The sequence below is a fragment of the Butyrivibrio sp. genome, from assembly GCF_015056685.1.
Taxonomy (GTDB): domain Bacteria; phylum Bacillota; class Clostridia; order Lachnospirales; family Lachnospiraceae; genus Butyrivibrio.
The window spans coordinates 1-13,843 of sequence record NZ_SVFW01000074.1; the positions used below are offsets into that span (position 1 = coordinate 1).

Below are 13,843 nucleotides of genomic sequence, written 5' to 3' on the forward strand. Positions count from 1 at the left end.
GAGACACTTGCATTGATGTCATACACCAATTATAATGGTTATAGATGCAAGGAGGTATTGTTTTGGCAGAGAATAAGAGAAAAGTGGGACACCCATTTGCAGAAAATCCAAAGAGAAGCCCAGTCACAATCAGGCTTACTGCGGACGATTATTCCAGGCTGAAGGAATACTCCGAGAAGCATTCAAAGACGATGACACAGGTTATCATGGAAGGTATTGAATTGGTTTACGCCAAAGGATAACCAAGGCAAGGGTCTCTTTCTTATCAAAGAAGGAGGCGGTTAAATGGCACAGTCCAGAAAGGATAACAAAGGCAGAGTCTTAAGAAAAGGTGAAACCTATCGACCGGAAGAAAAGCGATATCATTACACATATATAGATCCAAGAGGAACACGAAGATACATATATGCAACAGATCTGGCCAAGCTGCGTGAAAGAGAAATGGATCTGAAGCGGGACCAGATGGAAGGCATAGATAGTTATGTGGCAGGTCACGCAACAGTCAACGAAGTGTTTGACAGACTTATGGCTGTTAAGACTAATCTCAGAAGAACAACCAGAGCTAATTACGAAGTGATGTATAACAGGCATGTTAGGAATGGCTTCGGAGAAAGACCAATTGGAAGTATCAAGTACTCAGATGTGAAGCTGTTCTATAAGCAGATGGTCACAGAGGATGGAATACAGCCAAACACAATTGCTACTATTCATAGTTGCCTTCACCCGACGTTCGAAATGGCAGTAAGGGACGACATTATAAGGAAGAATCCCTGTCATGGAGTTCTGGGAGAGCTTTCCAATGATTATGGTAAGAACAAAGGGATCAGGAATGCACTTACTGTTGAACAGCAGAAAGCATTCATGAACTATATGGAAGGGCACGAAGTATATGATCATTGGTGGCCGATTTTCACAATTCTTCTGGGAACTGGATGTAGATGTGGTGAATTTATAGGTCTTCGCTGGCAGGACATAGACATGGAAGAGAGAACGATTAACATAAACCATGCGCTTGTCAGAGTAAAGAGACATCGTGGAGATCCGGCAAGAAGACTAGGGGTATCCCTTCCAAAAACAGATGCAGGAATTCGTGTAATTCCAATGATGGATCAAGTTTATGACTGCTTTAAGCGAATTTATGAAGAGCAGTTGGTTACTGGATTTAACGAAACTGTAATAGAGGGAATGAGCGGATTTATCTTCAAGAATGCCAATAATGATGTTCTTTGTGAGCAGAATCTTAATTTCGCAATCAAGAGAATAGTGGCATCCTATAATATGGAAGAGGAAGTCAGAGCGGCAAAGGAAAAGAGAAAGCCGTTGCTTCTCCCAAATTTCTCAGTACACTATCTGAGACACACCTTTTGTACAAGATTTTGTGAGAATGAGTCAAATGTAAAAGTAGTTCAGTCTGTGATGGGGCATAAGAGCGTTCGTACTACACTGGATGTATATGCCGAAGCCACAGGAACAAAAAATCAGGAGGCTATGCAGAACTTATCTGCTAAGTGGAAGGAATTATAGAAAGAGGCCTCCATGTTATAAAGACATATAAAAAAGGTAATGGACATAAAACTGACACAGTTTTTGTTACCAATAATTACTAATAATACCTTGATGATAAAAGGGCAGAAGTCGGTATGTTACTGATAATTACCGATAATAACCGATAAGGGCGTATGAAGTAAGAGTTCTGGCACTTATGCCTTACGTAGCTGAGTAATTACAGTTATATATATTGAATTAATTAGAGACACTTTTTAGAAGAGATTCTAAGAAGTGTCTTTTTTTGATATTTTTTCTCATATAAAATTCCGTAATATTATTGACACTAAATCAGAATGAGACCTAGAATGTTAGCTGTGGCTAACTATATAAAACTAGCAAATTGCGTATTTTTGCTTTGAATGCATGAATATAGTGACAAAAGGAGGAAATATGTATGGAGGAAAAGAAAAAAAGTGATATTGCAATACTCTTGGGGTATGCAGGAAAATACAAGATCCTGACTTTTATAGGACTTGCATTGTCAGGAATTGCAATGTTTCTTGGAATGTTGCCGTACATCTGTATATGGCTTGTAGCGCGGGATCTCATTGCAGTAGCACCAAACTGGACATTGGCAACAGGGGTTCAAAAATACGGATGGATGGCATTTGTATTTGCAGTAGTAGGTATACTTGTTTATTTTGCTGCACTTATGTGCACACATCTTGCAGCATTCAGAACTGCTTCAAATATCAGAAAGCAGGGAATGGCACATCTTATGGAGGCGCCTCTTGGATTTTTTGATTCTAATGCGTCAGGTCTTTTACGAAACCGCCTTGATGGTGCAGCATCAGAAACTGAAACACTTCTGGCCCATAACCTGGCTGATATTGTTGGAAGTATTGTTATGTTTGTTGGGATGATAGTCCTGATGTTTGTGTTTGACTGGAGGATGGGGGCTTCATGTCTTTTGGCGGCAGTTGTATCTGTGGCTGCCATGTTTACAATGATGGGCGGTAAGAATGCACAGCTTATGCATGAGTATCAGGCTGCGCAGGATTATATGAGTAAGGCCGGTACAGAATATGTAAGGGGAATACCGGTGGTTAAGGTTTTCCAGCAAACGGTGTATTCCTTCAAGGCATTTAAGGATGCTATAGAAGACTACAGCCAGAAGGCAGAGCATTATGCGATTAAGGTTTGCCGAGTCCCTCAGTCAGTTAACCTCACAGCAACCGAAGGAGCATTTATTTTCCTTGTTCCGGCAGCAGTTCTTATCGCACCTGGAGCATTGAAGGACGGGAACTTTGCAGGCTTTGTGACTAATTTTGCTTTCTATGCAGTTTTTTCTGCTATTGTATCTACTGCTCTTGCAAGGATCATGTTCGCTACAAACGGTATAATGCTTGCAAGTAGTGCTATCAAGAGAATTGATCAGGTTATGGGGGCTCCAACGCTCGAAGTGACAGATAACCCTGAGACACCCAAAGATAACAGCATTGAATTCAAGGATGTAAGCTTTACTTATGAAGGGGCAGATATTCCAGCAATTGACCATGTTTCTTTTAAAGTGGAACCTGGACAGACAGTAGCGCTTGTTGGACCTTCGGGAGGAGGAAAAACAACTGCAGCCAGCCTGATACCTCGCTTCTGGGATGTGACCTCAGGGGCTGTATATGTTGGAGGCGTGGATGTAAGGAACATGGATCCCCACGTCCTGATGGACAGGATTGCATTTGTTTTCCAGAATAACAGGCTCTTTAAAGCGAGCATTTTTGAAAACGTCAGGGCAGCAAAGCCTGGAGCTTCAAGAGAAGAAGTACAAAGAGCTTTTGATGCAGCACAGTGCGGCGACATTCTTGCTAAGCTTCCAAATGGCATGGATACAGTAATAGGAACAGCCGGCGTTTATCTTTCCGGTGGAGAGCAGCAGAGAGTGGCGCTTGCAAGAGCAATCCTTAAGGATGCGCCTATAGTCATCCTTGATGAAGCGACAGCTTTTGCGGATCCGGAAAATGAAGTGCTCATTCAAAAAGCCTTTGCGACACTTACCAAAGGAAAAACAGTCATTATGATCGCTCATCGTCTTTCAACAGTTGTGAGCGCAGACAAGATCATTGTGCTTGATGGAGGTAAGACTGTAGAAGAGGGCTCACATGAAACTTTGAAACAAAAGAACGGAATGTACTCACACATGTGGGCGGATTACAATCAGGCAGTCAATTGGCGCATTTCTGCAGGGGAGGCGATGTAAATGTTTGGAAAAGAATTTCAAAGAAAATATGCACTTACCGATCATGGAATAGAAAATACAAAAAAGGCAACACTTTGGACCGTTATAGTAAATCTTATTACTATGGGCGGAATGGGAATCCTCTACTATATGATGTCTAAGTACATGGATACGCTGACTAAAGGCACTGCGCTTCCCGGTGTAGTAATGATCCTGGCCCTGGTACTTGGATTTGTTGTGATATCTTTTGTCACACATATGCAGCAGTATACGGCAACATATGGACTGGTTTACGGGGAAGTAAAAGACGTTCGTATTTCTTTAGCTGAGAGAATGAGAAAGCTTCCTCTTGGATATTTTGGAAAAAGAGATCTCGCAGACCTTACAGAAACCATTATGGGCGATGTGAACAGATTGGAACACGTATGGTCGCACTGCCTTGGATATCTGTATGGGTCATATATATCGACAGCGGTAGTGGCAGTAATGCTGTTTGCGTTTGATTGGAGACTTGCAGCTGCCTGCCTATGGGGAGTGCCTGTTGCATTTATTCTTTTATTTGGCAGCAGGAAAATAAATAAGCGCAATTCGGAGATCACTAAAGAGGCCGGAATCCAGGTATCTGACGGTATCCAGGAGACAATTGAGAATATCAGGGAGATAAGAGCTACCAATCAGGAAGAAAGATTCCTGAAAGACCTTGATGAAAAGATAAATAATCATGAGAAAAAAATGATCTCAGGGGAGCTTTCCTGCGGGATCTTTGTAAATGCAGCAAGTGTCATTATGCGACTTGGCGTTGCAACAACGATCCTTGCCGGAACAAAGATGATTGTTTCTGGAAGCATTGATTTTATGGTGCTGTTTATGTTCATGTTAGTTATTACCAGAATCTATGCGCCTTTTGATCAGGCTCTTGCCCTTATTTCAGAAATGCTCATGTCGCAGATTTCAGCTACTAGGCTTACGGAAATCTACGATACAAAGACAGCAGAAGGTGCAGGAAGCTTTGAACCGGCAGGACATGACATTGTTTTTGACAATGTTGGCTTTGCATATCAGGATAATAATACTAGTGGTGATGAGAAAGTCCTGAGCAGTGTCAGCTTTACAGCAAAGGAAGGGGAAGTGACAGCACTTGTAGGTCCGTCTGGATCAGGTAAGAGTACCTGCGCAAGACTTGCTGCCAGATTATGGGATGCTTCAACAGGTTCTATCAAAGTGGGCGGAGTAGATATAGGCTCTGTTGATCCGGAGGTGCTTTTGTCTGATTACTCTATGGTATTTCAGGATGTTGTGCTCTTTGATGACACAGTAATGGAAAACATCCGTCTTGGTAAGCATGGCGCTACTGATGAAGAAGTAATGGCAGCAGCAAAGGCTGCAAATTGTGATGAATTCGTGCTGAAATTGCCACAGGGTTACAACACGACCATAGGCGAAAATGGTGCAAAACTTTCAGGCGGAGAGAGACAGCGCATTTCCATCGCGAGAGCTCTTTTGAAAAATGCGCCCATTGTTCTTCTTGATGAAGCTACGGCATCTTTGGATGTTGAGAATGAAACAAAAGTTCAGGGAGCGCTGTCGCGGCTGCTTTCAGGTAAGACAGTTCTTGTTATCGCGCATCGCATGCGCACTGTTGAAGCGGCAGATAAGATCGTGGTCCTTGCGGATGGAAAGGTTGCGGAGGAAGGCAGCCCTAATGAACTTATGAAAAAGAATGATGGAATCTTTAAACATATGACAATGCTCCAGAATGATAGCGCAGAGTGGAGCATTGCGTAAATAATTTATCTATTGATAGTGACGATAGGAAACGGAGACATTTCCCGGAAAAAATTTCGGGAAGTGTCTCTTAATTTTTGCATTTTTTGATGAGATTTATAGATGCGAAAATCGCCCTAAAAATTGTGTACACAATTACGTGCATAAAAACACAAAATGTACACAAATATAAAAATTTATATAGTGTAATTGTGAACAAATTCGTAAATCAAGAGAATATTATATAGAAACAAATGCTAGTGTTTGACTATATTTGTACAATATTATAGACAAAAGTTAACGTGAAATTAAAATTCTAAATTTTACATAAAAAAAGTATGAAAATTGTATTGTCATTAATTCGTTTGTGGTGTATGTTATGAATGATAATTCAGTTTATCGATTTAATTAATATAAGAAGGAAACTTTTTTTAAATGGAAAATGAGTTTATTGAGTTAGAAGGAACTGACGACGAAATCGATTTTGGCGAGCTTTTCTTTGTTTTGAAAAGTCATATCATCGCAATTATAGTTGCACTTTTATCAGGAGCAATCATTGCATTATTAATCACATTGTTAATTATTAAACCAGTATATAAGTCCTCTTCTATGATTTATATTTTTTCGAAGACTACATCGGTAACGTCAGCCATTGATCTTCAGATCGGATCACAGCTGACAGTTGATTTTGAGATTTTGGGAACAAGCCGTCCGGTTATAGAAAGAGTAATACAGGAGCTTGAACTTGATACCAATTATGAGAAGTTGGTTAAGACAATAGATGTTGAAAATCCTAAGGGGTCACGAATCATAAAGATAACAGCTTCTAATCAGGATCCTCAGCTTGCCTGCGATATAGCTAATGCGCTTGCTGAAAACCTTGCAGCGAGAGTTGCGGAGGTAATTGATACAACAAAACCTTCATCTGTTGAGAATGCGGTTCCGGCCACTAAGCCTTCAAGCCCAAGTAAGACTAAAAATACAGCCCTTGGCGGAATCATAGGAATGCTTATAGCAATCGCTATTATCCTTGTTCGCTACTACAGCGACATGTCTCTTAGAGATGAAGAGGATGTTACCAAGTATCTTGGCCTGGCTACACTTGCTGAGTTCCCTTATGAAAAGAGTATCGAGGGTGAACAGCAGGGCGATATGAGAGGCAGAAGGAACAGTAAGAGAAGATTATGAAAAAAAACAGCAATGTGATATTTCTCTCGGGGATACTTGTAGCAGCAATCTTTGCGGGAATTGGCTCCTATAGCTTTGCAAACTATTCCCGTGAAAAAGAGGAAACAAATATCGAAGAAGATTTTGTTCAGGAAAGTACCAATGAACAGAGTGCACAGACAGCGCTGGCTACAACGCAGAACTCCGTAGAAGTAAACAAGATAGATAAGAGTGAGGCATCTGCGCCGGTCATACCGGTTGATTTTGATAAATTACAAAAGACCAATCCGGACATATTCGCATGGATCAATGTTCCGGGAACCAAGATAGATTATCCTATAGCGCAGCATCCGACAGATGATGGATATTATCTCAAACACGGCGCTAACGGAATGTCATCTTCGCACGGATGCCCATACATTGAGCTTTGTGATACAGGTAGTTTTAAAGAGTTCAACACTGTTGTCTATGGACACAATATGAAGGATGGCAGCATGTTTGCCGGACTTCATAGCTTTGAGGATAAGGACTTTTTTAATAAGCATCGCGAAGTAAAGGTTTATACGAAAGAGCACGCATTTACTTATAAAATATTTGGTGCAGTCATGTATAGCGATGCACATATTCCTTATTACTATAACGACAACATTGAATCAGATAGAACGGCTTTTATTAAGTCATTGACAACAGATTCAGTAGCAGACAGAAGCTACATCGACAAAGATGTAAAGGTTACAAAGGACAATTACATTCTTACACTCAGCACCTGCGATGCAAAGCTTCGAAGCAATAGATTCATAGTTTTGGCAGTTCTTACAGAAATAGATGGACAGAGTGCCGGTAAATGAAAAAGAAGAAAGTATATATGATGATCGCTGCGGCAGCCATAGTAATTGGAATTGCAGTATTTGCCGGAGCGAAGTTATCTGAAGTTAATAAAATTACATCAATTACCAGAAAAACAGATTCAGGTAATGAAAGTGCCGCTGAAGGCACTACAGGAGAAGATGATTTTATAAGAGATTCTTTTGATGGAAGCGTCACTTATAAAGGTCAGAGATATGAGATAAACACCAAGGTTGATACAGTTCTTTTTCTTGGAATTGATACCAGCAACCAGACAAGAGAAGGTATTGGGATAGATGAGGGTGGAAGGAGTGATACCATCATTCTTTTCGCCATCGACAATGAAAAACAGCAGATCACACCACTTGAGATCAACAGAGATTCAATAGTGGATGTTGATATATATGACAATGACGGGAATTATCTTACAACCGGAAAAGAGCAACTGACAATGCAGTACTCTTATGGCCGCGATCCAATGCAGGCCAGCAATCTGACAAGAGAAAAGGTATCCGACCTTCTTGGAAGAACAAGGATTGACAGCGTGATATCACTGACTATGGAGGGCATTGAGCCAATAGTAGATTCCATAGGCGGGGTAACGCTGAAGCTTGAAGATGATCACACAGACATTGATCCTGCCTACACAAAAGGAGCTGTGATAACGCTTGACGGACAGAGGGCTTACGATTTTGTTCACACCAGAGATGTGACAATAAGAGGCAGTAACATGAACCGTATGTCCAGACAGACACAGTTTATGATGGCTCTTTTTAATACGATCCATGGAAAAGGTTCCTCTATTATAGAGACTATGGAAAACAGCGCAGGTGATTATCTGTATGAAGACATCGATGCAGACAGTGTCGATCATCTAGCATCATACGACTACTCAGGAACAATAATGACCTTGCCCGGGGAAAATGTTACCGAAGGAGTCCATGATGAGTTTTATATAGATGATGAAAAGCTTCTAGAAGTTGTGCTAGAGCTTTTTTATAAAAAAGTGTAACAGCTTTTTTGTAACAAAAAATTTAGTAAAGGAGAAAAGTATGAAAAGGGTAAAGGTATTATCAATCGCTGCGATCGCAGCAGTGTTAGTTTCAACACTAACATTCAGTTCAGAAGTTTATGCAACTTCCAGAACAACTACTCTTGAAGTGGCAGGCGCTGCTCGTACTACTGCTCAGCCAGCACAGGCAACACAGGGCGCACAGGTCCTTGGTGATGTCAGAGAAGGCGTTGTCAGTGACGATGTTGTTGTAGAGCAGATCACAAATGCAGAAGCTGCAGCAGTGCTCAATGACGTTAACGCAGTCGCTGAAGTAATTGCTTCAACTGGTGTAAGCGTTTCACCTGAGAAGGTTGCAGTCCTTGGCAGCATGGAACTTACAGCAAAGCCTGGCGTAGAAGTTTCAGAGAAGAATCCATTATTCGTCTCTTTCAACTTCCCTGGAGTTACAGTTAACACCAAAGCTTTTGTTTGCCACTTTGTGAATGGTAAGTGGACTGTAGAGCCTACAGAGGTTAAGGACGGACTTATTGTTGGTAAGTTCACAAGTCTTTCACCTGTAGCAGTTGTTGTAGATAAGACAACACTTGACTCATCAGTACTTGGTGCAAGCAAGGCTAAATCACCAAGAACAGGTGATGACTTCGCATGGATCATTGCTATCTGCGCTGCAGGAGCAGTTGTTTCATCTGTTGTTGCTTACAAAGCAAAAAAGAGGGCATAAATAATCATGTTTTTATTTTCTGAGGCAGCTGTTTTATCGGACATCCATTGCCACTTAGTACCATATGTAGATGATGGAGCAGCTGATATGGAGGATGCTTTAGAACTGATAAAAGATGAATATTCCCAAGGCGTGCGTCATATTGTTATGACGCCGCATTTGCGGAATAACATGTTTGATACAAAAGTATCTGAAGTGAAAGCCAGTTTTGAGGAAGTAAAAAAACTTATTCAGGAAACAGATATGAAAGATATGTCTGTATATCTTAGCAGGGAGTATCACTGTGACAGCAGGTTAAAGGCACTTTTGGAAGGCTACTATGCCGGAAAAAAAGAAATAATCTTTGAGGAAAACAGTTACATACCTGTAGAAGAATTACTTCCTTTTGGAAAGAAGAGATGCATTTTGCTTGAGTTTTCAACAAATAAGTATCAGAAAGATGAAATGATCGAGTTTACAGAGCTCGCCCTGGACTGCGGATATACACCTGTTATAGCTCATGCAGAAAGGTACCGCTCAGTACAGGAAAAACCTGAAAGCGTAAATAGTCTGCGAAGACTAGGCGCCTATATCCAGGTAAATGCTGACGCACTTTTGGGAGACGATGCAAAAGAAATAGTGGATACAGCAAGGAAGCTGGTATTTGCCGGGGATGCAGATATCGTAGCATCGGATGCACATGATCCCGAGTTCAGAAAACCAATGCTGAAAAAGTGTTACGGTTATCTGAAAAGAAAAATTGGGAAAGAGAAAACAGATATGCTTATGAATGATACAGCTGTCAAGCTGCTAGAGGGGTAATGCTTTATCCAGATAAGCTATACGAAATAAGGTTTTAAGGAGTTTTTTGATGTTTGACATAAAGATTGAAAGAAAGAATTACCCTTTTGCAATGGCTGAGGAGTTTAAAAACCTCAGAACAAGCATAATCTTTAGTGGCGAGGACATAAAAACTGTATTGTTTACAAGCTGCTTTGCCAACGAAGGAAAGAGTACTATCACTTTGGAGCTTGCAAGATCCTTTGCAGAGCTCGATAAAAAAGTAATTTTCATAGATTGCGATCTTAGAAAATCAATTCTAAAGCGCAAGATTAGAGACGGAATAATCAAAAAAGGCCTGACACATTACCTTACAGGACAGTGCAGCCTTGAAGACATTATATATAGAAATAATCCCGGAAGGGAAAAAGACGTCGAGTTCTTTGTAATACCTGCAGGACCATCAACAAACAGTCCTACAGAGCTCTTGTCTTCACAGAAGTTCAGCGATCTGCTTACTGAACTCAGAGAAGACTATGACGTCATAATAATTGATGCTCCTCCACTTGGAAGTGTTGTGGATGCATCAATTATAAGTAGCAAGGTAGATGGCTCAGTTCTTATTGTTGAAGCTGGTGGAGCCAACTACAAAGTTGTAAAAAAGGTAGCCGATAAGCTCACATCTTCCGGAGCAAGACTATTGGGAGTAGTCCTTAATAAGGTGGATAAATCTAAAAAGAGCTACAGCTATTATAAGTACGGTAAGGATTACGGTTACGGGGATAAATACGGTTACGGAAATTAACCGTGGGTTGTGTATGAAAAGGTATTAGGGGGATGTGAGATCTCTTCTGAAAGATAGACATCTTAGGTAAGCACATTAGTAGCTTTCTGACAGACTTCTTTTTTACTCCAAAATACTTGAAAAAAGTTTTTAAAACCTGGCTAAAGGGCAGGGTGTGTTTTTTATAGTCAAAAATAGGGCTATTAGTATTTGCGGAGGAGGAGAAAAATGAACGCATCTAGCAGCGAAACTGTTCATCATGTATTTATTATTGGCGCAAAGTCTTTTGGACAGTATGGAGGATATGAGACATTTGTAGACAAGCTTACAGAACAGCATTCTCATATAAGATCTATCCAGTATCATGTGGCATGTAAGGAAAATGGATCAGGCTGCATGGATGAAACAAAGCTGGTTGGGGTAAGTGACATTGTTAAGGATACAAATGGTAAAGTAAGAGAGTTTACGTATCACAATGCACATGCATTTAAAATTCGTTGCCCTAAGTTAGGTGCAGCTTGCGCAATATATTATGATATTGCAGCCCTTAGATACAGTATAGCATATTGTAGGAAAAATAATATTGATCATCCAATATTTTACATACTTGCATGTAGAATAGGACCATTTATTGGATTCTACAAAAAGATAATAAAGGCCATGAGTGGTGAGTTATATGTAAACCCTGACGGCCATGAGTGGATGCGTGCAAAATGGCCAGCTCCAATAAAGAAGTATTGGAAAATATCTGAGACACTAATGGTAAAACATGCTGATTTGTTAGTATGTGATTCGGTAAATATAGAGAAATACATTAGGAAAGAGTATTCAAAATATAATCCTAGAACAACTTATATAGCGTATGGCTCTGATACAAGGCCATCTACGCTTTCTGACGATGATGATAAGTTTTTAGATTGGCTTCATGAGAAAGGTCTTGAACCTGATAATTATTATTTGTCAGTAGGGCGTTTTGTGCCAGAGAATAACTTTGAGACAATGATCAGAGAATTTATGAATAGTAATAGTGAAAAGAACTTTGCATTAATCACAAATGTTAATGACAAATTTCTAGATGAGCTTGAGAACAAGTTGCACTATTCTGCTGATCCAAGAATTAAATTTGTTGGAACTGTATATGATACTGAACTTTTAAAGAAAATACGTGAACATGCATATGCATATTTCCATGGTCACGAAGTTGGAGGCACAAATCCGAGTCTTCTTGAGGCTTTAGGAAGCACTAATGTTAATTTACTGCTTGATGTAGGTTTTAACCGAGAAGTCGGGCAGGATGCAGCAATGTACTGGGTAAAATCACAGGGGAATCTTGCAGATTTAATTGATAAAACTGATGGACTTGTTCTCGAAAAGAGAATTAGTCTAGGTGAAATGTCAAAGAAGAGGATAAGAGAAGCGTATAGCTGGAAATATATTGCTGATGAATATCTTGAATTATTTGATCCTGTTTTTGTAGAAGATATTGAGCAGATTGAGATGTATGCAGGGTGAATAGCTATTATAGAATATGTGTTTGCTTACTTAATGGCGTTTTGTAATTATTAAATTATATCTGAGCTTAGTGAGTTTATACGTTCCGCGAGGAAAGTATAAACTCACTAATTTGAGGAACTTCATTTTATGTGTGAGTTTAAAGTAAATATTTTTTATTTGGGAGTATGATGAAGATTTTACACTATTCATTGGGATTTCCCCCATATAGAAGTGGGGGACTGACTAAATTTTGTATCGATTTAATGAATTGGCAAATACATGAAGGAAATGTGGTTTCTCTGCTTTGGCCGGGAAAAATGACAATGATTAATTCTTCAATGATAAAAATCATTCGTCGTCAGTCTGTAGGAAACATTGATTCTTATGAGGTTGTTAATCCGAATCCAGTTCCATATGATGAAGGGATTGCTCAAGTGAAAAGATTTATGCAATCAGGCTCATTAGACATTTATCGATCATTTTTGAAAAAAGTGGATCCTGATATTATACATTTTCATACACTAATGGGGCTACATAAAGAATTGATTGAAGCAGCAAAAGAACTGAAAATAAGACTAGTTTTTACTACACATGATTTTTATGCTATGTGTCCAAGAGTTACATTATTTCATAATAATAGTATATGCAAAGATGTAACAGATTGTAAATTGTGTCCAGAATGTAATGCACATGCCTTATCAATTAACAAAATACGTATTTTGCAGTCTCCAACATATAGAAGACTGAAAAATGTTCCAGCTATACAAATGTTAAGAAAAAAACATAGAGACAATGTTTTAAACGAGAATAATTCTAAAACACCAGTTGATATAAAATCTAATCCATCTGACTATCAGTCTTTAAGAGAGTTTTATTATTCAATGATTAAGATGATGGATTGTATTCATTTTAATAGCGATATTGCCAAGAAAATATATTGTGATTTTTTTAAAGATGATCTACCGGAGTCTGCTATTATCAGCATTACGCACAGTATGATTAACAGCAATATGAAAATACGACACTATGGAGAAACGATTAGAATCACGTATCTTGGTGCTCAAAGTACAGCTAAAGGATATTTCGAATTACGTAAGGCGTTGGATGAACTATGGTCAGAAAACAAAAACTTTGTACTCAATGAGATTTTTGAACCTGTCAATAATGCTTCTTATATAAATGTAATAGGTAAATATACCTCAGAGCAGTTAGGAGATGTATTCGATAAAACAGATGTATTAATTGCTCCAAGCATTTGGTATGAAACTTTTGGATATACAGTTATAGAAGCTCTGAGTTTTGGCGTTCCGGTTATAGTGAGTAATCGGGTTGGGGCTATGGATATAATCCCTGATGGTGCTGGAATAGTATATGATGCAGAAAATCACAATGAGCTAGTATCAGTACTTAGAGGGCTGAATAAGGATACGCTGGAAAAAATGAATCGAGTAATTGTATCAGATTATCAGCCACTGAGTATTGCGAAAATGAATAGTGATATATTTATTCATTGTTATTTATGATTAGTATGAGATTTATAAATAAAGTGCATATTGCATAATAGATCTAGTG

General features: G+C 39.3%; 12 protein-coding genes. All 12 read left to right on the forward strand.

Annotation, left to right across the window (positions count from 1 at the left end; translation table 11 throughout):
- Positions 1-62: 62 nt before the first annotated feature.
- Entirely contained in the window at positions 63-242 is a 180-nt protein-coding gene (locus tag E7303_RS17225) for a CopG family transcriptional regulator (RefSeq protein ID WP_292146685.1), read from the forward strand.
- 43 nt (positions 243-285) lie between these two features.
- Positions 286-1,524 carry a tyrosine-type recombinase/integrase gene (locus E7303_RS17230; RefSeq protein ID WP_292146686.1) on the forward strand — a complete coding sequence of 413 codons (1,239 nt, stop codon included), beginning with the start codon at positions 286-288 and terminating at the stop codon, positions 1,522-1,524.
- Positions 1,525-1,942: 418 nt separating this feature from the next.
- Entirely contained in the window at positions 1,943-3,742 is a 1,800-nt protein-coding gene (locus E7303_RS17235; protein ID WP_292146687.1) for an ABC transporter ATP-binding protein, read from the forward strand.
- Entirely contained in the window at positions 3,743-5,506 is a 1,764-nt protein-coding gene (locus E7303_RS17240; protein WP_292146688.1) for an ABC transporter ATP-binding protein, read from the forward strand.
- Between the two features lie 414 nt (positions 5,507-5,920).
- Positions 5,921-6,673: a YveK family protein gene (locus E7303_RS17245; RefSeq protein WP_292146689.1), complete on the forward strand. Its 753-nt coding sequence runs from the start codon at positions 5,921-5,923 to the stop codon at positions 6,671-6,673.
- Positions 6,670-7,500 carry a class B sortase gene (gene srtB / locus E7303_RS17250; protein WP_292146690.1) on the forward strand — a complete coding sequence of 277 codons (831 nt, stop codon included), beginning with the start codon at positions 6,670-6,672 and terminating at the stop codon, positions 7,498-7,500. The genes E7303_RS17245 and srtB overlap by 4 nt, the downstream gene beginning before the upstream one ends.
- Entirely contained in the window at positions 7,497-8,510 is a 1,014-nt protein-coding gene (locus E7303_RS17255) for an LCP family protein (RefSeq protein WP_292146691.1), read from the forward strand. The genes srtB and E7303_RS17255 overlap by 4 nt, the downstream gene beginning before the upstream one ends.
- Positions 8,511-8,550: 40 nt before the next feature.
- Positions 8,551-9,234, forward strand: a complete 684-nt coding sequence (locus tag E7303_RS17260; protein WP_292146692.1) for a hypothetical protein — start codon at positions 8,551-8,553, stop codon at positions 9,232-9,234.
- A gap of 6 nt (positions 9,235-9,240) precedes the next feature.
- On the forward strand, positions 9,241-10,035 hold the full coding sequence (locus tag E7303_RS17265; protein WP_292146693.1) for a tyrosine-protein phosphatase: 795 nt from the start codon (positions 9,241-9,243) through the stop codon (positions 10,033-10,035).
- Positions 10,036-10,084: 49 nt separating this feature from the next.
- The gene (locus E7303_RS17270) at positions 10,085-10,798 is read left to right on the forward strand and encodes a CpsD/CapB family tyrosine-protein kinase (protein ID WP_292146694.1); all 714 of its coding nucleotides are present in this window, start codon (positions 10,085-10,087) and stop codon (positions 10,796-10,798) included.
- 207 nt (positions 10,799-11,005) lie between these two features.
- Positions 11,006-12,289: a beta 1-4 rhamnosyltransferase Cps2T gene (gene cps2T, locus E7303_RS17275; protein ID WP_292146696.1), complete on the forward strand. Its 1,284-nt coding sequence runs from the start codon at positions 11,006-11,008 to the stop codon at positions 12,287-12,289.
- Between the two features lie 167 nt (positions 12,290-12,456).
- Positions 12,457-13,794: a glycosyltransferase gene (locus tag E7303_RS17280; RefSeq protein WP_292146697.1), complete on the forward strand. Its 1,338-nt coding sequence runs from the start codon at positions 12,457-12,459 to the stop codon at positions 13,792-13,794.
- Positions 13,795-13,843 lie beyond the last annotated feature (49 nt).